The following is a 25,597-nucleotide window of genomic DNA, read 5'->3' as shown; positions in this document are numbered from 1 at the left end:
CATCGGCGCGCTTCCGTGCTATAAGGGGAGCGCGCCTGATGAGGGATACGAGGAAGGTCAGCGCGATTCAGGAGTTTTTACCCAGGACAGATTGATGCAGAAGCGAGACGCGAGCGTGCATTTTCAACGGAGCCTCTTTCCCCGGTCCCGGGTCCGATTGCTCGGGATCTTATGCGCCGCCTTTTTGCTCGCATCCGTGCCTTCGGGCGCTTTCTCCCAGGAGTCTGGCAAGGCTTCCGCCGGGGTTCAGGGCGCCGGAAATGACGGCAACTTTCGCGTCATCAGTCGCTTCCCCACCAAGGCCGATGCCGGAGCCACTGACAAGGATGCGCCGAGCGTCGACGACGCCATCCGCGACGCCATCGCTGGGGAGCGTTGGAAGGTCGCTCAGCTTTTGCTGGAGGGCGCATCCGAAAAAGGCGAGGAGAAAGCGGGGCAAGAAGACCCCTATTTCGAACTTCTCTCGGGCTACCTCAACCTGCGCGCCGGCGACTTTGAGACCGCCCTGTCTCAGTTTAAGGCGTTGGAATCCAAGGTCGAGGTGCTCGAGGATTATCGCCTCCATTGGGCCGCGCAGAGCGCCCTGAACGCCCAGAAATCACACGACGCCGTCCTGCTTGCCGCGCAGGTCCCGGCGGATAGCCGACTCTTCGGCACGACCTTGATTCTGCTGGCCGATGCCCTGGCCAAATCCGACACCGACGCCGACCTCGCGCGCGCGATTAAGACCCTCGAAATCTACCTGAAGAAATACCCGAACGGGCGCTCGGCCGAGTCAGGGCGCCTGCTGCTCGCGCAATCCTTGGAGAAGTCGCAAAAGTGGGAGCGCGCGGGCGAAGCCTATCTTGAGATCCTGGAAAAGCACCCGCTGAACTCATCGGCGAGCACGGCCACTGCGCGTCTTAAATCCCTGCGAAGGCAGCTCAGCCCCGGGCTCCAAAAGAAGATCGCCACTCCTACCCTGGAGCGGCGCTTTTCGCGCTGGCGCGCGCTCTTTGACAGCCATCGCAGCGAGGAGGTCATCGCCGAGGTTTCGCCGGCCCTCGCTCAATTAAAGGGCAAATCGGGCAAGGCGCTCGAGCAGCGCTGCGAGGCGCTCTACCTGGTCGCCCAGAGCCACACCAAGTTGCGCCACCACCGGGATGGTTCCCAATGGTATACGCGAATTCTGGACGAATGTGCGGACACCTCCTACGCGCTCAGGGCTCTCTACGTCGGCGGCAAGGGTTTTTGGAATTCGGGCCAGCAAGACAAGGCGCTCGACTGGTTCGCCCGCATCGCCAAGGATTATTCGAAGCATTCATTCGCCGACGACGCGATGTATTTTTCGGCGAGGATCCTTCGCGAGCAGGGCAAGCTGGAGGCGGCGCGCCAGATGCTGCAATCCCAGGTCGACCGTTATCCCAAAGGCGATATGGCCAAGGACGCGCGCTGGCTCCTGGTGCGCGAACTGTTCGCCCAAAAAGACTATAAAAAAGCGGTCGACTATATCGACGGGCTCAGCGAGACGGGCGAAGACGACCTCTACACCCGCGGGCGCATGGCCTATTTTCGGGCGCGCGCGCTCGAGCTCATCGCCGAAGGCAAACCCGAGGCGACCGCGGCTGCCGAGAAGGCGTATCGCGAAGTCGTGGACGCCTACCCGCTTAGCTATTTTGCGTATCTTGCGATTAACCGGGTCGCCCTGATTCACGAGGCGAAGTCGGGGAAAAGCGCCGCCGCCCAGCACGACCCGCGCATCACCGACCTATGCACAATAGAGGGCGCGAAGGTCTGCGGGTATATCAGCGCGAAGGACTCTCCAGAGGTCGTGATTGACCCGGACCTGCGCGAGGCCCCTCATTTTAAGAAGGGCAATGAGTTGTTGCGCCTGGGGTTGGTGAGCATCGCCGAGCGCGAGTTTCAGGCGCTACGCCGAAGTCACGCCAGCAGCGATAACCTCTGGGCGATGACGTATCTGCTCGACGCCGCGCGCGCCTACCGGGTCTCTCACGACCTGCCGCGCCGCCATATCGAGGGATGGGGCACTAATTACCCGCGCAGCGCGGAGGACTCCCACTGGTCGCTGGCCTTCCCGCGCCCCTTCGAGCAGAGCGTCGGGGTCTTCGCCAACCAGCGCGATTTGCCCCCGGCCATCGTCTACGCGATTATGCGCGAGGAGAGCGGCTTTAATCCTCAAATCGAGAGCTGGGCCAACGCCCGCGGCCTGCTGCAATTGATGGAGGCGACCGCGCGTAACTCGGCCAAGACCGACGGCCTCAAAGACTTCAGCGCGGCGCAACTCTTTGACCCCGAGGTCAATATCCGCCTGGGCACCGCCTATATCGCGGAGCTCGGCGAGCAGGTGGACAAGCACCCCGCGTTGATGATCGCGGGCTATAACGGTGGATATACCAACGTGTCGCGCTGGCTGCGCGAGCGCGGAGACCTGCCGCTGGACCTGTGGGTTGAAGACATCCCCTACGGTCAGACCCGCAACTATACCAAGCGGGTGCTCGCCAGTTTTTGGAGCTACGCGTGGCTTTATGGCAGTGACCGCGTGCCGCCGATTAACTTTACGCTGCCAGCGGCGAAGTAGCGCGGCGGCATATTTGGTGGAGCAAGGATCCGGAGGATGGCGGATTGCCCGTTGGCGTGAGTCTTCATCCTTTACAGCATTCTGATCGCGCTTGGATTATAATAAGAGCGAATGCCAAGCGATATAGGCATGGAAAACCCCACCTGATGGCGTCGAGCCGCTACTTGTCAGCTGAAACACCCACCTGATGGCGTCGAGTCGCTACTTGTCAGCCGAAACACCCCACCTGATGGCGTCGAGCCGCTACTTGTCAGCTGAAACACCCCACCTGATGGCGTTGACGAGGGTATTTCAACGGTAAAGGGGCTGCCCGACGGGGTCGGTTAGGGTGTTTCAACAATAAAGGGGCTGCCCGACGGGGTCGGTTAGGGTATTTCAACGGTAAAGGGGCTGCCCGACGGGGTCGGCTAGGGTGTTTGATTTGAAAAAGTGCGACTCGACGAGATTTAGGCGCGTCCATGCGAGCGCGCGCCTCCTGTCATACCCCATATTAGGTCTCTTGGGGCGCTCCCACTTGAACCCGATGAACATAAATTTCTAAGTTTCGATTCATCGTATGCGTACACTCGCACACCTTTCCGATCCTTGCCCGGGCCAAAGCTCGACCGAATGGGTGATCAACCCACGCCCATGATCTGATTTGCGATAAATAAGTAGATAAACACACCGGTGGCGTCACAGATCGAGGTGACCAGCGGCGCGCTCGCGCTGGCGGGGTCAAGGTTCACCTTGCTGAGCAAAAAGGGCAGGCTCATGCCGATGGTGCAGCCGATGATGACAATAGCGAGCATGCTCAGGGCCAAGACGAGGGCGACTTCGGGCCCGCCGCGGATGACGCCAGGCACCGAGACCGCAGCGGCCAGGGTCACGCCGATCGCCAGGGAAACCAGCAACTCTCGCCCCAGCAAATACAACCAATCGCTTAGCTCCGCCTCGCCGGTCGCCAGAGCACGAATCATCAGGGTGGCCGATTGGCCGCCGGCGTTTCCGCCGCTGCCGACCAGCAGCGGCAAAAAGAAGACCAGCACCAGGTGCGCCGCGATGATCTCTTCGAACACCCCGATCGCCGCGCCCGAGAAGAGGTTGCCGAAGACCAGTAGGACCAGCCAGAGGATGCGCTTTCGGTACAAAAGCCCGATCGCGGCGTCCTTAATGGTGCCGACATCACTGGTCAGACCGGCGCCCTTATGAATATCGTCGGTCGCCTCTTCGACCATGACGTCGAGGGCGTCGTCGTGGGTGACGATACCGACCAATTGACCCATTGCGTTGACGATGGGCAGGGTCATCAGGTCGTAGCGCTCGATGAGTCGGGCGACTTCTTCTTGGTCCTCGTCGACCTGGGCGGTAATGATGTTGGTGTTCATCAACACGCTGACCAGCTCGTCGCCCCGCGCGCGGATCAGGTCGCGTAATGAGACCACGCCGATTAGATTATTCTGGGAGTCGACCACATAGGCCGAGTAAATGGTCTCGGCGTTGGGCGCGGCGCGCCGCAGCGCGTTGAGCGCCTCGATGGTGTTCATCTTGGCGTCGAGCAGCGCGTAGTCCGAACTCATCAGAGCGCCGGCGCAGCCTTCGGCATAGGAGGATAGCCGGCGCATATCTTCGCGCTGGGCCTTCTCCATGCCCGGCAACAGCAGCTCGCGCTGGCTTTCGTCGATTGAATTATAGAGGTCGGCACGCTCGTTCGAGCGCATCTCGCTGATCAGGCTGGCCAGCGAGGAGCGGGGTAATAACTCGGCGTAGGCAAGTTGAGTGTCGACCTCCAGGTCACCGAAGGCGTCGGCGCGCTCGGGCAATTTCTCGAGCAAAGGCCAGCCGATTTTCGGGTCCAGCAGGCTGATGACCTCGGCCTGGTCGACGGGCTGCAAATCCTCGACGGCCGCAAATGCGCCCTCCAGGTCCCCATTCTCCAATTGGGTTCTGATCGCGTCGACTAACTCTTCCATAATCACCTTCTATTATTGCCTGCCCCCGCTTCGACAGGACATGGCGTCGAAGGGGTCGAATCTGGCTGGCTTATAGACCGTTATATATATAGGCGCAATCGCGCCAAAATAATGAGCTGCCCAGGCGTTAGAGCCTCGTCGCGGCGCACTTTTGAGGGCCAAGTCCCTTAAGAAACTTGCGAAGGAACAGATTGACACTGGGGACTCACTTACCTAACGTGCGGCGATATTTTCGACGCGCCCGGGAAAGAAACCGGTCGCGCGAAATGTTGCCTGCGCGCAGCCTCCCTCGGGACGGGTGAGCACGGAGTCATCTTCTGCTTTAACAGCCTCTGCATCCAGTGAATTATCATGACATCTGATCCTTTCGTACGCGATCCGAACGCCCATAATGGCGAACAAAATTCGATGCTCGATATTGAGAGCCGCTCGGGCAAAAAGGTGTTTATCGAGACCTACGGCTGTCAGATGAACCTGGCCGATAGCGAGCTGATGGGCGGGGTCCTCGCCGGTACCGGCTACGGCTCGGCGAAGACGCTCGACGAGGCAGACGTCATCCTCATCAATACCTGCGCGGTTCGCGAGCGCGCCGAGGACCGTATCTTCGGGCGCCTCACCGATCTGCTGCGCTATAAGAACGCGAACCCCGACCTTGTGCTCGGCATCGCCGGGTGCATGGCTCAGCATTTGCGCGAAAAGATCATCGACCAGGCGCCCTACGTCGATATCGTGGTGGGGCCCGATTCCTATCGAAACCTCCCCGCGATGATCGACAAGGCCACCGGCGAAGCCGCCGACCCGGTCCTCGATCTCAAACTCGATAAGGCTGAAGTTTACGAAGGCTTGACGCCCAAGCGTCGCCCCGGAATCAGCGGCTGGGTGTCGGTGCAGCGCGGGTGCGATAAATTCTGCACCTTCTGCATCGTCCCGTTTGTGCGCGGTCGTGAGCGCGGCGTCGCGCCCTCGGAGGTCGTGCGCCAGGTGCGCGAGATGGCCGAGCAGGGCTATAAAGAAGTCACGCTTTTGGGACAGACGGTTAACTCCTATCGCCACCAACTGCCCGGTGAGCCGGAGACCGATTTTGCCGACCTCTTGTCTATGCTCGTCCCCATCGATGGGATCGAGCGGATTCGCTTCACCTCGCCGTACCCAACCGACTTCACGCCGAAGCTGATTGAGACCATCGCGCGCGAAGATAAGATCAGCAAATACCTGCACCTTCCGGCTCAGTCGGGGTCCGCGCGTATGCTCGAGATGATGCGGCGCCAATATACTCGCGATGAATACGACAAGCTCATCGACGATATCCGCACCGCGATCCCCGACATCGCCCTCTCCACCGACATCATGGTGGGCTCGCCGGGAGAAACCGACGAAGACTTTATCCAGACGGTGGAGCTGATGGAGAAGACGCGATTTGATTTCGCGTATCTTTTTAAATATTCGGAGCGCAGTAATACCTACGCAGCCCGTAATATGCCCGATGACGTCAGCGAGCAGGAGAAGGGCGACCGTCTGCGCCATATTATTGAGCTGCAGGAGTCGATCAGCGCTGAGGTCTTTAAGCAAGAAATTGGCCGCACCCGTCGGGTTTTGGTTGACGGCGTGAGCCGCCGCGACGAAAACGACCTGGCCGGCCGCAGCGACCAATTTAAGCGCACCATCTTCCCCAAGCCGGCCGACCGTGAGGTCAAACCCGGCGATATCGTGGATGTGCGCATCACCGATTGCACCAGCCACACGCTTATCGGCGAATACGTCGAGTCAAAATAAGAAACTATCTTGCCGCTTATACGAGCGGATTAAGCCATATTTAGGAGCTTCAATTATGTCCAAAAACTACGTTTTCACCTCCGAGTCGGTCTCCGAAGGCCACCCCGATAAAGTCGCCGACCAGATCTCCGATGGCATCCTCGATGCGATCCTGGAGCAAGATAAGGTCGCACGCGTCGCGTGTGAGACCATCGTCAACACCGGCCTCGCCCTGGTCTTCGGTGAGATTACGACCTCCGCTTACGTCGACGTGCCCGAGATCGTGCGCGAGACCATCGCCAAGATTGGTTATAATGACCCGAAGCTTGGCTTTGACCATCGCTCCTGCTCGGTCATGTCGGCCATCGATGAGCAGAGCATGGATATCGCCCAGGGCGTTGTCACCGATATCGGCGTGGTCGAAGAGCAGGGCGCTGGTGACCAGGGGCTGATGTTCGGCTATGCCTGCGACGAGATGCCCGAGCTGATGCCGATGCCGATTATGTACGCGCATAAATTGGTGCAGCGCCTGGCCGACGTTCGCAAAAACGAGATGCCCAACTTCTTCGGCCCGGATAGCAAAAGCCAGGTTACCGTGCGCTACGAAGACAACGAGCCGGTCGCCATCGACGCCGTGGTTATCTCGACCCAGCATCTCGAGGAGATCTCGACCGAGCAGGTTCGCGAAGCCGTGATGGAGACCACCATCAAAAAGGTGATCCCTGCTGAGCTGCTGCACGCGGGCACCAAATATCATATCAACCCGACCGGCCGTTTCGTCGCCGGTGGCCCGCTTGCCGACTCCGGTCTGACCGGACGTAAGATTATCGTCGATACCTACGGCGGCATGGGACGCCACGGCGGCGGGGCGTTCAGTGGTAAGGACCCGAGCAAGGTCGACCGCTCGGCCGCCTATATGGCGCGCTATATCGCCAAAAACATCGTCGCCGCCGGCCTCGCTCGCCGCTGCGAAGTCCAGCTCGCCTACGCCATCGGCGTCGCCGCGCCGGTCAGCATCATGGTCAACACCTTCGGCACCGCGACCGTCGACGAGACCAAGATCGAGCAGACCATCCCTGAATTCTTCGGTCTTAAGCCCGCTGATATCGTCAGCACGCTCGACCTGCTCCGCCCGATCTATCGCCAGACCGCTGCCTATGGTCACTTCGGGCGCGACCTGTTCACCTGGGAGAAAACCGATAAAGCTCAGGCGCTTAAAGACGCCCTGCTTTGAGCGTGAGGTTCGCGTCTGCGAATCTTTAGTCTAGTAAATAAAAAAGACACTCCGTGAGGAGTGTCTTTTTTTATCTGCGCCGCGCGGCCGCTTAGGTCGACGGGCGAGTGTTCGTTGGGGCGCGCTCAAGTGGAGGGGCGAGGATGACCTCGGGCGTCGATTCCGGCAGAGCCTTGACCGTGGGTGAGGGCGCCGGTTCCGGGAGCGCGCCGATGATAATCCGCGACCCGCGCTTAAACGCCAGATAGGAGTAGGTCCACTCGACCAGCACGATGACGCGGTTCTTGAACCCCACCAGATAGAGCAGGTGAATGAAGAGCCACAATAGCCAGGCGAAGAATCCGACGGTGCGGATGCGCCCGAACTCGACGATGGCCGCGGCGCGCCCGATGGTCGACATCTGCCCCTTGTCGAAATACTCGAAGGGCTCATAGGTCTTGCCGGCGACGCGGCGTTTGAGCAACTTCGCCACGTACCTCCCCTGCTGGATCGCCACCGGGGCCAGGCCCGGCAGCGCCGCGTCGAGACCGTGGTCGAAATGGGCGGCGTCGCCCAAGACAAACTCGCAGTCTGACCCCGGGAGGCTCAGGTCGGCGTCCACCACCGCGCGGCCAGTCGCGTCAAGCTCGGTGTCCAGCGATTTTAGCAACGGGCTTGGCTCCACCCCCGCCGCCCACACCACCGTGCGCGTCGGGATCACCCGCTCACCCACCCGCACCGAGTTCGCATCGATATCAGTAACACGCTCGCCGGTCAGCACCTCAATCGAGCGCCGCTCGAGTTCTTTGGTGGCCTTGTCGATCAGGTCTTCGGGATAGCTCGATAGTATATGGGGCAGGGCATCGATGAGGATGACCCGCGCGTCGCGTGAGTTCACGTTGCGGAAGTCGCGGTTCATGACCTCCGCTGCAATCTCGCGAATCGCGCCGGCCATCTCGACCCCGGTGGAGCCGCCGCCGATGACGACGAACGTCAGCAATTGGCGGATCACTTCGGGGTCTTTGGATTGCTCGGCGGCCTCGAAGGCGCTCAGGATCTTGCGCCGAAGCGTCAACGCATCCTCGACCGTCTTGAGCCCGGTTGAGTTCTCCCGCCACGAAGGCGGTCCGAAGAACTTCACCTGGGCCCCCGTTGCGACCAGCAAATAATCGTATTCCAGCGCGTCATTCTCGAGGATGACTCGCTTGTTCGCGCGGTCCACCGACTCGACCTGGGCCATCAGGACCCGGATATTCGTGTATTTTCCCAGAAGACCGCGGATGGGCTGGCAGATCTCGCTGGCGTTAAGCCCCGCGGTGGCGACCTGGTAAAGAAGGGGTTGAAATAAGTGGTAATTATTGCGGTCGATCACGACCACGTCGACCGCGCTATTGCGAAGCTGACGCGCGGCGTTGAGGCCGGCGAATCCCGCCCCCAGGATGACCGCCCGCGGGCGCGACCTCTTTGGCTCAGGTGTCGCAATCGCGTTCGATGAATGAGTCTCGGATGTGGCACGCATGACTAAGCCTCCTCGAGTTATCTGACATTAATTGTTCAGATTTTTATGCCCCCCTTCGGCACGCGGATGATAAACACCGATCGAAAAGAACAAGGCCCAGGGCCCGGAAATCTTCTTCCGGGCCCTGGGCCTTGTTCAAATAGTTGGCGCAAATAAGAGGTTCTTAAATACCTCGTGCTTGGTGAGGGTCAGCGCGTGGTGCGCAGATATTGAGCGAGTCGCTTTTGGGCGACCTTATGGGTCTCGGATTTCGAGGCTCTTTGCAGGGTTTGGAGCGCGGCGTCGCCAGGAATGCGGCGAATCGCGTCGATGGCGCTGAGGCGAAATTGCAGGTCCGAGTGGGCCAGGTATGGCTCCAGGGTCGGCAGCGCGGTCTTGGGGAAGTTCACGGCCAGCAGCCCCATAACGCGGTGGCGGAGCATCTCGGGGGACTTCTTATCCTCGAGCAGGCTGCGATAGAGGCCTTCGACCTTGGCGTCCGCGTAATAAGCCAGCGCCTCAACCGCGCGTTGGCGTTGCAGGGGCAGTGTGTTTTCGCCCTGCGCGACATCCATGAGCACTTGCTGGGGCTGCTTAAGGTTGCTGTCAAAGGCCGCTTTGGGCGGGATATTATGATATCCCGACAGCAGCACCCGGGCCTGGTCGTGAGGGTCGACGGTCGGCGTGTTGCCGGTCTTTCCAGACTGCTCCGGCGTCCCGGGTTGCAGCGGGATCGGCCGAGGGCTTGTCGACTGAGCGCCCGGATCCATGCTCTGGGCGAGCGCCGGGGTGCAGAAGAGAAGCCCGGCGAGGCTGAGGAGAATGGGGAAATGGTGTCTTCTTAAAATATGCATTCGATTAATCCTTCGTCAGCGGATTTGCTTGGAGCGTAAATATTTGTCCGGGAGTCAACTCCGTGTGGGAGATGCCGGCCAGCGGGAACATCAAGTTATTGATATCCGGGCAATTGTCGGGGAAGTCCGAGGGGCGAGTGCAGCGCGGGGTGTCGAGCACCGGGTCGAATCCCTGGCCGTATTGCTCACTTGTGTGGAAGAGCCCGAGATAATGGCCGACCTCGTGGGCCATCACGATGCCGGTGAATTCATTGCCATTGACGACGCTGCCCTGCTCACCCTGAAATTGCATTCCAAGATATTCAGAGGTGAAGATCACGCCGGAAGAAGGCGTACCATGGAGCGCCGCGGCGCCGGGCAAGCCCTGGGACACGCCGATGGCCCCGCCGCCGCCGCCGCCGAGCTGCATGCCGCGCACGAAGAAGACGTTGGCGCTTAGCGCGGCGTCGTAGCCGCCCTCTGGCAGGGTGCTCAAGGAGACCAGCTTTTGGAGGTCGAGCTCGGTGCGCACGATCTGGTAGGCGTCGGCATCATCGCCGGTAATCTCGTGGTAGCGCACCTCACCGGTCGTGACGCCGAATTGTGCGTAGACCGCGTCGAAGTGATCGAGCATGGCCTGCAGATTCGGGTCGGTTTCGGCTTGCTCGGCGCTCAAGCCAATCCCGACCAGATAGATATTAAAGTCGATGGATACGCCGGGTGAATTCTCTTCGAGGACATAATAGCACAGGTCCGTGGAGTCGGTGCGTACCTGGAGGGTATGCGCGCCGCTCTGAAGTTGGTCGGCCATCTGCGCGACTGGCGGAGTGAGGGTCGGATTGACATAGTCAAAGAGCAGCGCCGGGACCGTCTGGAAATCATTGGCGCCGCTGAAGTCAATCTGGCCAGAATCTGGCAACGTTGTGCTCGCGATTCGGATGCTCTTTCGATCAAGCGCGAACGGGGTGATCATATAAGAGGTCGTGTCAGCCGCGATCTCGTAGTCGATATGGATGCGGTTATTCTCAGCCTCAAGCCCGCAGGTGATATCGAAGGGGTAATCTTCGAGACCCTCGGGGGCGAAGTCGGCCTGCGGGTCGGGGCTGCAGAAGCCCTGCCCGCCGCCCACCGGCGAGCAGACATAGTCTTCGCGACAGTCGGCGGAGCGCTGGCACATGCGCACGCAGAAGTTGGTGCCGCCGGGCTGCTGCAGGCAGCGGTTATTGGCTTCGTCGGGGCCGCGCGCGCAGTCGACATAGGTCTGGCAATCGACGGTGGTGCAGTAGCCGCCGGGCCATTCCGGGTCTTTGAGGCAATAGGAGCCTGCGCAATCCGAGTCGCTATCGCAGGCGGCGCCGTCCACGGCGCCTTCGGAGGGGGTGTTGGGGATCGGGGCGCAGGCCTTAAAGGGGCTGGCTGAGCTTTCTTGGCAACTGTAACCGTCGCGGCAATCCGAGGTGGCCTCGCAGCGAGCGCCACAGAAGTTGGTCTCACCGTCTTGGAAGCAGGTGCTTCCTTCGGGGCATTGGTCGTCGAATTCGCAGGCGTCGGGGGTCGAGCAATAGCCGCCGACGAATCCCGGGTCATCGATGCAGCGGCCGAAGTTGCACTCCTCATCGTCCCCGCACGCCTCGCCTAAATCGACGCCACCTGGGCCGGAATCAGGCTTGGTGGCGTCGGGGCCCGCGTCTTCGAGTTCGACGTCCCGCTCGCCGGCGTCTGGCAGCTCAGCTTCATTGAGATCGATATGATCGATGAGGTCAAATTCCGAGTTGGACTGCTCCGAATCCCCACTGCCACAAGCGCTGCTCAATAAGAGCAGGCAACCCAAGATATATAGTGCACGTCGTGTCATAAAGTTTCACCGAAAGATAATGAGTTCATCAAGACCACTAATACAACTAGCAAGAAGCTTGCCATCGGCCTCCCGTCGCCTCCTGGCTGTATAAAGCGCCGTCGAGACACAGAAAGTCGCCGCGAAGGTTAGGAAACGAACACCATGAATCGAGGGTCGCGGAATGCTGGTCCTTCGCCGCTGGTTTTGAAGCATTGGCGCATGCTCCAGGGCGTCGCGCCAAGCTGTCGTGATTCTTCGAATGCCAATGACTTGACCCCGTGGTTGCTTGTACCTAGAACCAAGCTGGGCTAAACGCGTGTTCAGGCAGCCCGCTAAGTTCTTTACCCTTAAAAACGCATCCCAAGCGCAAAAGACGCCATGACTCAGAAATTTGAATTAGTGACCGAGTACGAACCCCGCGGCGACCAGCCCAACGCGATTGTTGAGCTGACGGAGGGGCTCGAAGAGGGTCTGAAATTCCAGACGCTTCTGGGCGCGACCGGCACCGGTAAGACCTTCACGATTGCCAACGTCATCGAGCGCACGAACCGGCCGACCCTGGTCATGGCGCCGAATAAGACGCTGGCGGCCCAGCTCTATAGCGAGTTCAAGGAGCTCTTCCCGAATAACGCCGTCGAGTATTTCGTCTCCTATTACGATTATTATCAGCCCGAAGCCTATATCCCCTCGACGGACACCTTTATCGAGAAGGACTCGGCGATTAACGACGCGATTGACCGCATGCGTCACTCCGCGACGCGTAGCTTGCTCGACCGCAATGACGTCATAATCGTCGCCTCGGTGTCGTGCATCTACGGCCTGGGTTCCAGCGAGGCGTATTATGGCATGTTGCTCCACCTGGAGCAGGGCCAGGAAGCCCGGCGAAAAGACTTGTTGGCGAAGCTGATCGAGATCCAATACGAGCGAAATGACCACGACTTTTTCCGCGGGAAGTTTCGCGTGCGCGGCGACGTTGTCGAGGTCTTCCCGCCCTATGAGGAAGAGGAAGCGATTCGCATCGAGTTCTTCGGCGACGAGATTGAGGCCATCTGGCGCATCGACCCCTTCCGCGGCAAGCGTCTAGAAAAGCTCGAGAAAGTCGCGATCTATCCCAATAGCCACTACGTGATTCCGCCGGAGCGAAAGCGCAGCGCGCTCGACTCGATCAAGGCCGAGCTCAAAGAGGTGCTGGCTGAGATGATCAGCCAGGGACGCCTGGTCGAGGCGCAGCGCCTGGAGCAGCGCACCCAATTCGATATTGAGATGATCATCACCGCGGGGTTTTGCAACGGCATCGAGAACTATTCGCGGCATATGTCGGGGCGAAAGCCTGGCCAGGCGCCGCCGTGTTTGCTGGATTATCTGCCGGAGAATTTCCTGCTGGTGGCCGACGAGTCCCACGTCACGGTGCCGCAAATTGGCGGCATGTACCGCGGGGACCGCTCGCGCAAAACGACGCTTATCGAGCACGGGTTTCGACTCCCGAGCGCCTTGGACAACCGGCCGCTTAAATTCGACGAGTGGGAGGAGAAGCTTCACCAGATTATCTATGTGTCTGCGACCCCGGGGGACTTCGAGCTGGAGCGAAGCCAGGGCGTGATCACCGAGCAGATCATTCGGCCCACCGGTCTTATCGATCCGGAGGTTGAGATTCGTCCGGCGCTTGAGCAGGTCGATGATGTCTACGGCGAGGTGCGAAAGCGCATTGACGCCGGCGAGCGGGTGTTGATCACGACGTTGACTAAGCGCATGTCGGAGGATTTGACGGACTATTTGCGCGAGCTCGGCGTGAAGGTGGCCTATTTGCATAGCGATATCGACACGATTGAGCGCATGAATATCATCCGCGACCTGCGAAGAGGTATCTATGACGTGTTGGTTGGCATCAACCTCTTGCGCGAGGGGCTGGATATCCCCGAGGTCAGCCTGGTGGCGATTCTCGACGCCGATAAGGAGGGCTTTCTGCGCAGCGCGCGCAGTTTAATTCAGACCATCGGTCGCGCCGCGCGAAACGCCAACGGCAAGGTCATTCTCTACGCCGACAAGAGCACCAATAGTATCGAAGAAGCGGTGCGCGAGACGAATCGCCGCCGTGAAATCCAACTCGCCTATAACCTCGAGCACGGGATTACGCCGCAGACGATTATCAAGAAGATCGCGGATATCGAGCAGCATGTTCCCGCCGCCGAGTCCGACGAGGAGGAGACAGCGACGAAGACGGCGAGCGCGGCGAAGAAGAGCGCCGAGAAGGCCAAGGATAACGTCGAGCACCTCAACAGCGCTGAGCGCATTGAGAAGCGCATCTTGGAGTTGCGCCGCGAGATGAAGGAGGCGGCGGCTGACCTGCGCTTTGAGGACGCGGCGAATTGTCGCGACCGTATGCGCGAGCTCGAGAGTCGTTTGCTCGGGGTAGCGTGAGGGTTGCCGAGAACTTTTTCGGCAAAAAGTTACACGAAGTCATAGAATCACAAGGACGTTTGCGCTATACACCGCAAGCAAATTTTTGCCAGACACGGATTTTAGATGAGCGAAACCCCTTTCGAGACGACCAACCTATTCTTACAGCAGGCGTTTGAAGCGCTCGGACTTGGCGAGCAAGAAGTAATCGCGCTTAAGACGCCGAGTCGCGAGCTCGAAGTGGCGCTGACGATTCGTATGGACGACGGGTCCATTGGCAACTTCACCGGGTACCGGGTCCAGCATAATAACGCGCGGGGGCCGTATAAGGGTGGGTTGCGCTACCATCCGCACGCGGATCTGGAGCATGTGCGGTCGCTGGCGAGTTTGATGACCTGGAAGACCGCGCTCCTGGACCTGCCGCTGGGTGGGGCGAAGGGCGGCATTCAGGTCGACCCGCGCAAGCTATCGCGGGCCGAGTTGGAGCGACTGACCCGTAGGTTTACCCAGCAAATTCAGGAGTTTATCGGCCCGCATGTCGACATCCCGGCGCCGGACGTCAACACCGACGCGTCGATCATGGCGTGGATCTTCGATGAATATTCGCGGGGCAACGGCTTTAGCCCCGGGGTGGTGACCGGCAAGCCGTTGGGTTTGCACGGCTCGGAGGGGCGCGACGCGGCTACCGGTCGCGGCACGATGTTCGCGATTCGCGAGGTCTTGAAATGCGAGGGGCGCACCCTCGATGGGATCTCGGTGGTCGTGCAGGGGTTCGGCAACGCCGGGCGCTGGGCGGCGAGGCTTTTGCACGAGATGGGCGCGCGTATCTTGGCGGTCAGCGATAGCAAGGGCGGCATCTTCCACGCCGAGGGGCTGGACCCCGAGGCGGTCATCGCCCACGCCGACGCCACGCAGATGGTCAGCAGCTTCGAGGTCGGGGAGCCGATCAGCAACGAAGAGTTACTCTTGCTTGAGTGCGATGTGTTGGTGCCGGCCGCGATTGACCACGTGCTGACGAGCCAGAACGCGGCCGAGGTCAAAGCGAAATATATCGCCGAAGCGGCCAACTCACCGACGTCCTTTGCGGCGCATTCGATATTGGAAGGGCGAGGTATTCAGATCTTGCCGGATATCTTCTGCAACGCCGGCGGCGTCACCGTGAGTTATTTTGAGTGGGTGCAGAACCTGCAAAACCTGCGCTGGCCCGAGGAGCGCGTGAACCGCGAGCTAGAGCATTCGATGCGCCGGGCGCACGCGCATCTGCGCGAATTGATGGCTGAGTATAAGGTTTCGATGCGCACCGCTGCGTTTATTGGCGCGATCCAACGCGTCCGATTGGCCGAGAGTTTGCGCGGGCTTGGCTAGACAATCGACCCATGTTTATGCAAAGTCGGCCCGTTCTAATCCATGGCGCTATAATCTGCGCGATGCATTGGAGCCTGGCCGACTCATTTGTCTTAACTAAACCGTATCGGCATCGATCTCGCCGAAACCTCCCGCAGCTTTTAAAGAGTAAGATACCATGGCTGAAACACAGCGTAAGAATGTTCATATGATATCGCTTGGATGCCCTAAAAATAGGGTCGATTCCGAGGTTATGGTGGGGCTTATTCAGGAGGATGGCGAGTTCGATATGGTGTCGGATGCGGACCAGGCCGACATCGTCGTCGTGAATACCTGCGGGTTTATCGACGCGGCCAAAGAGGAGTCGATCAACACGATTCTGGAGATGGTTCAGCGCAAGAACGTCGGCCTGCTCGAGAAGGTGGTGGTGACGGGTTGCTTGTCCCAGCGATATTCGGGGGAGCTCGAGGTAGATATCCCCGAGGTCGACACGATCTTGGGCACCAAAACCTTCACCTATATCAATGACGCGCTCAAAGGAAAGCTGGCCGAGAAGACCTATATCCAGCCGGGCAGCTTCATCATGGATAACGAGGTGACCCGCACCAACACGGTGCGCGGCGGCACCGCGTATCTGAAGATCGCCGAGGGCTGCTCGCGTAGTTGCAGCTATTGCATCATCCCCAAGATTCGCGGCACTCAGGTCAGTCGGACCATCGACGACGTGTTGATCGAGGCGCAGAATCTGGGCAAGAGCGGCGTCAACGAGATCATCCTGGTCGCCCAGGATATGACCAGCTACGGCATCGACCTGGACCCGCGCGAAAACCGCGACTACCTGGTGCGCCTGCTGCGCACGTTGGAGGCCGAGGCCACCAACGTCGATTGGATTCGCCTGCTCTATATGTACCCCTGGAATTTCACCGATGAGTTGCTCGACATCATGCAGAATTCGGACCGAATCCTGCCCTATGTCGACATGCCGCTGCAGCATGTGAACCAGCGCATCCTGAAGTCCATGAAGCGCAATATTCAGCGCGACCGTCAGGTCGAGCTTATCGACCGGCTGCGCGCGATCGACGACCTGGTGCTGCGCACGACCTTTATCGTCGGGTATCCCGGCGAGACGGACGCGGAGTTCCAGGAGCTCTACGATTGGGTCAAGGAAGTGCGCTTTGACCGCGTGGGTGTCTTTACCTACAGCCCGGAAGAAGGCACCACCTCGGCCTTGATGGACGGCCAACTTCCGCAGTCGGTCAAAGACGAGCGTCGCGACGCGCTGATGGCCCTGCAGCGCGATATCAGCCTGGAGAATAATCAGAAGTGGATTGGAGATATTGTCGAGGTGATCGTCGACGGCGCCAGCGAGGAGCACGAAGCGGTTTTGGAAGGGCGCCATTACGGACAGGCCCCGGATATCGACGGCGTGGTCTATCTGTCGTTTGACCGCGGCGGAGACTTCCCGACCCCGGGCGATATCGTCGAGGTCGAGATTACGCAGGCGACCGAATATGACCTGGCTGGTGTGGTCATTCCGAAGAAACGAGCCGACGGACCGATTCGTCTGGACGGCGGCACCGCCTCCTTGTCAGTCGACTCGTAATTAAGCCGGCGTTTAGCCGTGCTCGACCTGGTCGGCGCCAAATTGGATCGCTGCGAGTGTACCGCCCTCAATATTGGTGCACTCCGGCCATCCCGCCTCTTCGAGGAGTTCGCAAGCCCGCTGGCTGCGCGCGCCTGAGCGGCAAATCACCCCAACTTCCCGATCGTCGCGGGTCGGGAGTTCTCCCTGTTGAAATCGTGAGAGTGGGAATAACTCCACCCCTTTAACGTGGACCTCATCGTATTCATCTTGCTCCCGCACATCGATAATGCGCATATTTTTGTAGGCCGGGTCGGTGGCGAGCTTGTCGTAAGTAAGGCGTTTCATGTGATTTCCTTTTAGTTTTCGTTAATATGAGTGGATGGTGCTGGCTAAGCGCGGGCATAAACGCCCCAGTCGGTACCCGTTGAGCACGCATTTCGAAGCAAAGCTGCGCGTGCCCGTTATTCTGGTTAATCCTTATAAAGAGCTCATGCTCATGATTCATTCCAAGCCAAATGAGCGCGCGATGAGTCCCTCATTTTTGGTCGCCTCGCCTCGTTTGGACGGCAGCCCGTTCGAGCGCGCGGTCATCCTCCTGGTGCACCACGATTCGGGTGGCGCGATGGGTTATATTATCAATAAGCCCGTCGACGTGGATTTTGGCACACTGATCAGCAGCGTCAATGCCGAAATTAAGCCCAAGATCGTGGCGGACCGCTTCAAAAAGGCGGTCTATTTTGGCGGTCCGGTTAGGCTTGAGCAGATGTGGGTGCTGTATAAGCGAAGTGACTCCGAGCGCCCCAAAGCGGAGCCTGCCCCCGGCGTATTTCCCGAGGCATTCGGACTCGCGTTTGCCGGCGGACTCGCCGGGAATCCGGGCCCCATCGCTCCCGACGAGACGCCGATCGGAAAAGATTGGGTTTTATCGGCGTCCGGCCAGCTCATTGAGGAGTTCGCCATGGGCTATTCCGAAGATTATTTTATGCCCGTGCTTGGGTATTCGGGCTGGAGCGCAGGGCAGTTGGAGGCCGAAATCGGCGAGGGCTCCTGGCTGATGGCGGACTTCGATGATTCGCTGATTCGCGACAATCGGCCAAGGGATCGCTGGACGCGCGCGCTCGAAGAGATCGGCGTCGACCCGATGACCTTTATGATGATGGGTAAGGTCGGTCAGGCCTAATTCAGTCGCCTCGAAAGATGAAAATTGCGGGTGGGGTTGTGTCGGCTTACGCGCGCGGATGGTGCTCTTCGAAGATCTTCTTCAGGCGCGCCTGGGCGACGTGGGTGTAGATCTGCGTGGTGTTGATATCGCTATGGCCCAGCAGTGTTTGGACGATACGAAGATCCGCGCCGCGCTCGAGCAGATGTGTCGCGAAGCTATGGCGTAATTTATGGGGGTTGATCGGCGTGTCGATATCGGCCTTGAGCGCGTAGCGTTTGATATTCTTCCAGAAGGCCTGGCGGGTCATGCAGGAGCCGCGGCGGGTGACGAAGAGGTAGGGCGTGCAGCCCGGGCCGCCGTGATTCGCCAGCAATTTAGCGCGGGTATGACTGACGTATTCGTCCAGGGCGTCGACTGCCAACTCGCCCAGGGGAACGATGCGTTGCTTGTTTCCTTTGCCGATGACGCGCAGGTAGCCGGCGCGCAGGTCGACCTCGCGTTGGATGAGCTCGCAGAGCTCGGTGACGCGCAGCCCGGTGGCGTAGAGGGTGTGGAGCATGGCGTGGTCGCGCACGCCTTCGGGGGTCATGCGGTCGGGCGCGGCCAATAATTTCTCGACCTCGTCGAGGGTGAGCACGCGCGGGACGCGGCGGCCGAATTTAGGCGCGTCGACCTTGCTGGCGGGGTTGACCTTGAGCACTTCGATGCGGCGAAGATGGGCGAAGAGCCCGCGGATTGACGAGAGTTTTCGGGCGACGGTGCGGGTCTTATTGCCGTCGTCGAGCATCTCGGACATGAAGCCCGAGATCTCGAGGGCGTCGATGCTCGTCACTTCGACCGGGGGCGGGGCGACGTCTTGGTCGGCCCCTTTGTTGCTGGGTTTGCTGCGTCGGTCGCCGCAATATTGGGTGAATTGGCGCAGGTCGCGGCTGTAGGCGTCGACGGTGTTTTTAGACAGGCCGCGCTCGACCTTTAGGTGAAATATAAAAGAATCAATGGCCTCATCGAGATCCATTCGGGGCTCCAGTCATCGGGAGAAAAATTAGGCGCGTCGCCGGGCACACATCAATTCCAGGGGGTGAGCTTTTTGAAGTTCAACCCGCCGGTGAATGTGTAGGAGACGTAATCATCATAGCCGTAGACGACGATGCCAAAAGGAAGTTGGCCTTTGATCGTGTGGGGACCGGGGTCGACTGGGATATGTGCGCGAAGGACGCCGCGCTCGGTATTATGGCTATAGTCGTGGCTTTCCAGGTCGACGACCTCGCCGTCCAGGGTGATCTGGTTGCCGGGATAGGTGGTCACGGTGACGTAGCTCTGGAAGTAGGTCGCCGGAGTTAAGAATGCGTAGGAGCTGCGGTATTGCTCTTCGGGCGGGACCATATAAAAGGAGGGATCGCCGGCGTGAGAGCCCCAATCAGCGTTATTGGTGACGCTATTTTGGCCCGAGATGAACGCCCCGATCATGATCGGATGGCTCGCCTCGGCGACGAAGAGTTCGCGGGTGCCGAACTCACAGGTCTCACCGGCGTTGAGGTTAAAGGTGCCCGCGCGGGCGGCCTCCGAGGTGCGGGCGAACTCACTGCAGGCGCGCACGCCTTCGTCGGCCGGACCCAGCACGTTGGGGCGATTGATGTCGATGCCGACGTTGATCTCGGTATTATTGGCGCGCGCGAGGAATTTCCAATAGGTGCCTTCGCGCGTGTTCTCTGCCTGTTCGGCGGATTGGCGCAACTTCAGCGGCGCCATCATAAAGCGCTGGCCCCAGGTTTCGAGGGGGAATAACTGGCTCTCAAGGTGGTCGCAGGCCGGCGAGGAGAAGGGCGCGTAGGCGCAGGTGTGGCCGCCGAAGACGGCGATCGGTGCGCTGGCTTCGATCAGCGCGCCGGTGAGATCTTCGACCGGCGAGACCCCGGCTCCGGCGAGGTTGAGGACTTCGTGGGGTTGCATGGTGACGGTGAATTGTCCGGTCGCGCTTGGTCCGTTGACGCGCGCGTCCGCTGCGCTGTCGAAGGGATAATATAGTTCGCTATAGGGGCGCGGTTCGTCGGGGTCGCCCAGCCGTCCCTTCGGCGTGCGCAGCTTGATGGTGACCGTGGTATCGGGCTCGGTGGCAAGGACGGTCAGCGTCGAGGAGAAGGGTTCGTTTCCGTTGGAGAGAACCGAGTAGCTCAGGAACATATAATTGGGCGTCAGCGCGCTGGTCGGCAGCAGGAGGCTGGCGTCATTGGTGTGACTATAATTGCAGCAGATCGGGTTGAATTGGTAAGCGACGACCGGCTGGGTCGACTCCACCCGGTACGCTTTTTGCCCAAGGCTGCTCTCGCCGAAGGCCAGGCTTCGGTACGGCAGCAGCAGGGTCATCAGGCTTCCGCGCGGCAAGATGAGGCGGTTGATATCGCCCGAGATTGGGCCGTAGAGGCGGTTTCCGTTGGGGCCGAGGACCTCGGAGTGGACGGTCACCAGATCGATGCCGTTGAATTGGGGCGACTCGACGGTGCGCGAGCCCACGGCCTGGGCGAATTCATCGGGGCCGGTATAGACGCTGATGTAGGCGTCGTAGGTTTCGGAGGTGTTTGCCAATACGACGGCGAAGGGCGCGCGCTCGTCATTGGTCTCGGGCGGGCCGCTGTCGTCGAGGAGGTGGTTCTCGAGCTCGACCGCCCAATATTCGCAGCCGATATAGCTGCCGGTGGCGTTGGCGACCTCGCAGCGATTCAGGCAATAGCCGGCTTCGCAGCGGTCGCCGCCGCTGCAGGTGTCGCGGTCGACCCAGGCGGTGCCTTCCTCATTGCAGATTTGGGATTGCTCCGGGCTGTCGCAGCGGGTGCTTCCCGGGACGCAGAAGACGCTGACGCAGGCGGCGTCGCGGCAGACCGAACCCTCCGGGCAGCGCGCCTCGTGGGTGCCCTCGCCGCTGGAGTTGCATTGGAGGGTGCCCGGGGTGTTTTCCTCCGTGCAGCGGAGGAGTTCGTTGGGTTCGCAGGCGACCGGTTCGCTGGTGTCGGGGTCGGTGGCGTCTGGCGTGTCGCTTACGCTGGTGTCGGCGGTGGAATCACCCGGGTTATTGTCGCTGCAGCCGCTTCCCATCAATAGCAGAAGCGCCGAGAGAATCAGCGCGTGGCATAGATATTTAGGACTCATGAAAATCTCATTGGATGCGCATTTTCAGGGCAACGAACGCCGGGCCTGATTATTTGGCGTCTTTTTCGGCCGGGACCCAGCCGGTTTCGCCCTCTTCGGCGCCACCGCACGGGTGGGCGGCCGCAGTATGCCAGATGCGGAAGTTCTGGAAGGAGTCGTGCAGGGCGACCAGCGCGGCTTGTTTGCGCTCCAGCGGGGTCTTCTTGGGCGCTTCCTTTTTGTTTCTCTTTTTCTTTCCCTCGGCGACCACGACGCCCTCCACGTCGGCGTCGGGTTTGGGCTCGCCTTCCACGCCGGCGTCGGCCTCGTTTTGGGCAGCTTCGGCCTTATTCAAAAGCTCGAGCTGCTCGCGTCCCAGGCGGTCGACGAAGGTGAACTCCAAGGCCACATAATCGAACCATTCGTCGAGCTCGGTGCGCGAGGTCTCGAAGCGCAGGTTGGCTTTTAAGGAGTATTCGTTGATCTCGTCGATGCGCTGTTGAATGCGGGCGATCTCGTCGCGCAACGCTTTGATCTTTTCCGGATCATCGCCGAGCAGGTGCTCCTCAAGCTGGGGCTCCAACTTGAAGAAGCGGGCGCTGAGATCGTCGACCTGCGCGATCATATCGCGGCATTGGGGGTCGTTGGTCTTGGCGGCGGCTTCGGTGTCGATGGCCTCCATATCGATATTGGCGGTGAGGCGGTTCTCGCGGAAGACCACGGAGGTCAAAAAGACCGCCGCGCCTGCCGCGACTACGGCCAGCGCCAGAAGGAAGACTTTGATCTTGCGCGCACGTTCGTTTTTCTCAAAACGCTCGAATACGGCGTCTACCTCAGCGGATTCTTGAGGGCTGAGTTCCGGTTTTTGCTCCGAGTTTTCGGTGCCATGATTCGCCATAGATGCTTCTGCGTTCGATAGGGATGAGTTGAAATGCGCTCAATTAAATTCGTCCTCATGCGCGGCTATCTTAGCAGCAAGGGCGAGGAACTGGAAATGCGCGGGCGTTCATATTGGGCTGCTTTTGAGCCGCCTGGGGCGGCTTTTTTTTATAGAATAAGGCGCGCGCATTCGCGGGGCCCGTCGGTCTTTTCAATCGTGAAGGTCTTATAACCAAGTCCTGTGCCGTTGGCGACCGCGGTTTCGACTTTCCAGCGGCCGGGAGCAACGTGGCGTTTGGCCGAATGCATCCGCCAACCTTTTTGGCGCCCACCGCGCATATGAAAGGGGATGGTGTCGGTGAGCTCCCACGACCCTTGGACCTCACGGAACCAGCGATGTTCCATATCAACTTCGACCGAGCGCGGCGCGAAGATCGCGGTGAGCACGTCGACGCGCTCACCGGGCTGCCAGGCCACGGTGGGCTCGGCCAGGCCGAGTCGAACCATCGGTCCCTGCGTGTCGACCATGCAGGTATATTGTTTATCGACTTTCTTAAAATCTCGCCCGACCAATGTGTTTTTGAGCACCAGCGGCACCGGCGGAATCAGGCCCAGCGCGAAGAGGGCCACCAGGCCACCCGCGGCGAGGGTCGCCATGCGCACCATCTTGAAGCGGTGCCCCGCCAGCACGCACAACCCGTAGACCGCGGCCAGGGCGAGGGCGGTGCTGATATAAAACCACCAGGCCGAGATGCTGCCGACTAGATGCGGCACCAAAAAGTTGAAGAGCATCACCAGGCTGACGCAATAGATCGCCCACGACAGGTGGCGCTGGGAGTCCTTGAGGCGCGCGAATTCGTTAAAGAGCATCGCGCCAAATAGCAGAAGAACCGTTAAAAGGGTCAGCCATTCCCCCGCGCTCTTAAAATACAGCACGACCAGTGCGCTAAAGAGGGAGCCGAGGCAGAAGTTGAACGCGAAGCCGGCCCACCGCAGCCATTTGAGTAGGGTCGGCTCGGGGGCGCCTTCGAGCCGCAGGCGGGCCTCCGAGGGGGACTCCTCGGAGAGCGCCGCGCCGCTGGTGCTAAAGCGTCCAAGGAGCACCAAAAAAGCTCCCGCCCCGAGCGCGTAAAGCGCGACCACGGCCAGGTTGAGCATCGTGACCATGCGCCCGAGCGTGAGCACGTCGAAAAGAAAGCCGCCCACGAAAAACGAAAAGGGCAGCCAGCGGCGCGCGCGATCGCTCAGCGCCCAGCGCTCGTCGAGGGATTGATAATATTGGCCCAACGCGGCGCGCGGATTTTTTGGCTCTTCTGACATATGGATTCTTTTGTTAGATGCTATGGGTTAGACGCGAGCAGTTTAGATCGCATGGTCAGATTATCGAAGAATCGAATTGTCTAATCGTCTGAAAGAATCTGAACCCGGTTGTCTGCCCGAATTATTTCGCAGCTCACGCGCACCTACTTTTGGAGTCCTTCCATGATCCGTATTTCTTCGCAGCCGCCCCACGACTTCTTTCTTACGCTGGATGTCGACGAATATTTTGAGGCCGAAGACGACCCCATTGAGATCGCCGAGCGGGGGTTGGTGCGTGGGCTCAACCTGAGCGATCGCAGCGTGTTGGCGGTGATTCGCTATAATCAGAACCCGGTCGAGCCGGTCTTTGAGGTGGAGCTGCCTGAGCAGGATAGCCCCACGAAGGCCGAAGAAGCCGAGATTGAGCGGTTGGTCGGGCGTATCGTGGGCTCGAAGATCGACCTGACGGCGTTCGAGGCGGCGGTCGCAGACGACCCGGTGCTCGGGCCGATCGTCGAGGAGCACTACGGGTTTAAGCGCCTGGCGCGCTCCTGTTTTTTTGAGGACGCGATGCGCCATATCGTGCGCACCCGGATCTCGCATGACCCGACGCGCCGGCGCATGGTGCAGGATATTCGCAAGGCCTGGGGCACCGGTTTTGAGTGGCAGGGGCGCCAATATTATAGCTATCCGCGCCCGGAAGTGCTGGCGGCTGTCGACCCCGAGGACTTTCGGGCGTTCGGAATATCGGCGCGAAAGGGCGAATACGTGGTGGGTTTGGCCGCGTCGATCGCCTCCGGTGAGATTGACCAGGACGCGCTTGAGAAGATGAGCGCCGAGGAATTTTGGGAGGTGGTCAATGGGATTCGCGGCATTGGGCCGGCGACCGCGCAGGCGTTGATGTTTCGGCGAAACCGCGCCGACTCCAACTTTATGGCGCAGCGCTCAACATCGTCGAAGAACCGTGGCCAGGAGGTCGGCTATCGACGCTGGCTCTTCTCGATATACGGCATCGATCCCCACGACCCGGACGCGGTGACCGAGGAGGCCTACGAGAAGATCCGCGCGAATTGGCGAGGCTTTGAGGCGCCGGTTTGGCACTATCTTTTTTACCATTGGTTGATGGAGTCCAAGGCCGCCGAGCACGGTTGAGCGCTCATCTAATGGCGCCTCACTTTGCGCCCGACCCAGGCGGCGCGGTCACCGGTGGCGATGATCTCGGGGTCCCGCGAGGATTGCTCCAACAGGTCACGGCAGACCTCGAAGAGGCGCGGGCTTTCGTCGCCCAGCTCTAGGAACTCGGCTTCGCGCCGCGCCGCGATGCCGTTGAGCGACTGGGCGTCCTGGAATTCAACGCCCAGCGAGGCGAAGAGTTCGGTGACCTCGTCGAGTGATAGATAGACCTCTGCCTCGAATTGGAGCGCGCCTGCGGTGTCCTCGCTGCTCAAGATATGCGACTCAAATACCCGATCGATGGTCGCTTCATCGATCTGATCGGGGTGGGTCTCGGCGAGCTTGAGCGCCCGGATATAGCCACTGGCCGGCGGGAAGAAGTGCACGATAATATGCCCATCATTGCGCAGCAATCGCACCGCCTCGCCGGCCATGCGCCGGCGCTCGTCGTCGTCGAGGAGGTGCAATAGCGGCTCGAAGATCAGCACGGCGTCGAAGTGGGCGAGGGTCTGCATGGGGAGCGCGCCGAGGGTGGGCAGAAAGATCAGGCGCACCTGATCGGCGAGGGCGTGCTCGTTGAGCTCGCGGCGCGCCTTTTGCAGATATGCCTGGCGCGTGCTGACCACGGTCATCCGGTGCCCGCGCCGCGCCAGAGCGGTGGTGTAGAGGGTGGAGGTGGCGCCTAATTCGAGCAGGCGGCTGCGCGGCTGAATCTGCTCTCCCAGGAGCCGCATGGTGCGTTGGAATTCGAGCACGCGCGCCGCGCTGCTCCAGCGACCGCGCTCGTCGACGCGGGCGTGGGCCAACTCGATCAGCTTCGCTGCGATGGCGCGCGGCTGCGCGCGCCCCTGTGGGTGGGTCGCCATTGAAACCTCCAGGCGAAGTGTGAAGCAAGGTGAACTGTGTCCCGAGCGGGGCTTTGGCGCTTTGGCAACGCCCGCCCGCTCCACTCGAAGATGGACACGGCGCGGC

The 25,597-nt window shown here is 60.3% G+C and carries 18 protein-coding genes; 8 read left to right on the top strand and 10 right to left on the bottom strand.

Annotation, left to right across the window (positions count from 1 at the left end):
* The first annotated feature begins 94 nt into the window (after positions 1-94).
* A complete protein-coding gene (locus DN745_RS14785; RefSeq protein ID WP_111336016.1) occupies positions 95-2,578 on the top strand; it encodes a transglycosylase SLT domain-containing protein in 2,484 nt (827 codons plus the stop codon).
* Between the two features lie 617 nt (positions 2,579-3,195).
* Here the strand turns inward: DN745_RS14785 and mgtE are convergent.
* Complete coding sequence (gene mgtE / locus DN745_RS14780) at positions 3,196-4,530, bottom strand: magnesium transporter (protein ID WP_111336014.1); 1,335 nt, start codon at positions 4,528-4,530, stop codon at positions 3,196-3,198.
* Positions 4,531-4,881: 351 nt separating this feature from the next.
* Here mgtE and miaB point away from each other — a divergent pair, with 351 nt between their 5' ends.
* On the top strand, positions 4,882-6,303 hold the full coding sequence (gene miaB / locus DN745_RS14775; RefSeq protein WP_204355007.1) for a tRNA (N6-isopentenyl adenosine(37)-C2)-methylthiotransferase MiaB: 1,422 nt from the start codon (positions 4,882-4,884) through the stop codon (positions 6,301-6,303).
* Positions 6,304-6,355: 52 nt separating this feature from the next.
* Positions 6,356-7,516 carry a methionine adenosyltransferase gene (gene metK / locus DN745_RS14770; protein ID WP_162687803.1) on the top strand — a complete coding sequence of 387 codons (1,161 nt, stop codon included), beginning with the start codon at positions 6,356-6,358 and terminating at the stop codon, positions 7,514-7,516.
* 91 nt (positions 7,517-7,607) lie between these two features.
* Here metK and DN745_RS14765 read toward each other — a convergent pair whose 3' ends face one another.
* From DN745_RS14765 to DN745_RS14755, 3 genes are all read right to left on the bottom strand, one after another.
* A complete protein-coding gene (locus tag DN745_RS14765) occupies positions 7,608-9,014 on the bottom strand; it encodes an NAD(P)/FAD-dependent oxidoreductase (protein WP_111336010.1) in 1,407 nt (468 codons plus the stop codon).
* A 188-nt stretch (positions 9,015-9,202) separates the two neighbouring features.
* A complete protein-coding gene (locus DN745_RS14760; protein WP_111336009.1) occupies positions 9,203-9,847 on the bottom strand; it encodes a HEAT repeat domain-containing protein in 645 nt (214 codons plus the stop codon).
* Between the two features lie 4 nt (positions 9,848-9,851).
* Positions 9,852-11,681, bottom strand: coding sequence for a zinc metalloprotease (locus DN745_RS14755; RefSeq protein ID WP_133622011.1), 1,830 nt, complete (start codon positions 11,679-11,681; stop codon positions 9,852-9,854).
* 360 nt (positions 11,682-12,041) lie between these two features.
* Between DN745_RS14755 and uvrB the strand changes: the two genes are divergently transcribed.
* From uvrB to rimO, 3 genes are all read left to right on the top strand, one after another.
* Positions 12,042-14,081: an excinuclease ABC subunit UvrB gene (gene uvrB / locus DN745_RS14750; protein WP_111336007.1), complete on the top strand. Its 2,040-nt coding sequence runs from the start codon at positions 12,042-12,044 to the stop codon at positions 14,079-14,081.
* Positions 14,082-14,186: 105 nt separating this feature from the next.
* Positions 14,187-15,425, top strand: a complete 1,239-nt coding sequence (locus DN745_RS14745) for a Glu/Leu/Phe/Val family dehydrogenase (protein WP_111336006.1) — start codon at positions 14,187-14,189, stop codon at positions 15,423-15,425.
* Between the two features lie 157 nt (positions 15,426-15,582).
* Positions 15,583-17,007 (top strand): 30S ribosomal protein S12 methylthiotransferase RimO, encoded by a 1,425-nt coding sequence (gene rimO, locus DN745_RS14740; protein ID WP_111336005.1) that lies wholly within the window; start codon positions 15,583-15,585, stop codon positions 17,005-17,007.
* Between the two features lie 12 nt (positions 17,008-17,019).
* On the opposite strand, the gene DN745_RS14735 is transcribed toward rimO, so the two are convergent.
* A complete protein-coding gene (locus DN745_RS14735) occupies positions 17,020-17,334 on the bottom strand; it encodes a rhodanese-like domain-containing protein (RefSeq protein ID WP_111336004.1) in 315 nt (104 codons plus the stop codon).
* 181 nt (positions 17,335-17,515) lie between these two features.
* Between DN745_RS14735 and DN745_RS14730 the strand changes: the two genes are divergently transcribed.
* Positions 17,516-18,169: a YqgE/AlgH family protein gene (locus DN745_RS14730; RefSeq protein ID WP_162687697.1), complete on the top strand. Its 654-nt coding sequence runs from the start codon at positions 17,516-17,518 to the stop codon at positions 18,167-18,169.
* Positions 18,170-18,215: 46 nt separating this feature from the next.
* Here DN745_RS14730 and xerD read toward each other — a convergent pair whose 3' ends face one another.
* The 4 genes from xerD to DN745_RS14710 all read right to left on the bottom strand — a co-directional run bounded on the left by xerD (position 18,216) and on the right by DN745_RS14710 (position 23,473).
* Positions 18,216-19,166, bottom strand: a complete 951-nt coding sequence (gene xerD / locus DN745_RS14725; RefSeq protein WP_111336002.1) for a site-specific tyrosine recombinase XerD — start codon at positions 19,164-19,166, stop codon at positions 18,216-18,218.
* Between the two features lie 50 nt (positions 19,167-19,216).
* Positions 19,217-21,295 carry an IgGFc-binding protein gene (locus DN745_RS14720; RefSeq protein ID WP_111336001.1) on the bottom strand — a complete coding sequence of 693 codons (2,079 nt, stop codon included), beginning with the start codon at positions 21,293-21,295 and terminating at the stop codon, positions 19,217-19,219.
* A gap of 49 nt (positions 21,296-21,344) precedes the next feature.
* Complete coding sequence (locus tag DN745_RS14715) at positions 21,345-22,172, bottom strand: hypothetical protein (RefSeq protein WP_111336000.1); 828 nt, start codon at positions 22,170-22,172, stop codon at positions 21,345-21,347.
* A gap of 149 nt (positions 22,173-22,321) precedes the next feature.
* Entirely contained in the window at positions 22,322-23,473 is a 1,152-nt protein-coding gene (locus DN745_RS14710; protein ID WP_111335999.1) for a DUF2914 domain-containing protein, read from the bottom strand.
* A gap of 162 nt (positions 23,474-23,635) precedes the next feature.
* Between DN745_RS14710 and DN745_RS14705 the strand changes: the two genes are divergently transcribed.
* Complete coding sequence (locus tag DN745_RS14705) at positions 23,636-24,604, top strand: DNA-3-methyladenine glycosylase family protein (RefSeq protein WP_111335998.1); 969 nt, start codon at positions 23,636-23,638, stop codon at positions 24,602-24,604.
* An 8-nt stretch (positions 24,605-24,612) separates the two neighbouring features.
* Here DN745_RS14705 and DN745_RS14700 read toward each other — a convergent pair whose 3' ends face one another.
* Complete coding sequence (locus tag DN745_RS14700; protein ID WP_111335997.1) at positions 24,613-25,491, bottom strand: class I SAM-dependent methyltransferase; 879 nt, start codon at positions 25,489-25,491, stop codon at positions 24,613-24,615.
* Between the last annotated feature and the right edge of the window lie 106 nt (positions 25,492-25,597).

The organism is Bradymonas sediminis, assembly GCF_003258315.1.
Classification (GTDB): Bacteria; Myxococcota_A; Bradymonadia; order Bradymonadales; family Bradymonadaceae; genus Bradymonas; species Bradymonas sediminis.
Note: the sequence above shows the minus strand (reverse complement) of the source record. Positions and strands in the feature narration are given on the sequence as shown.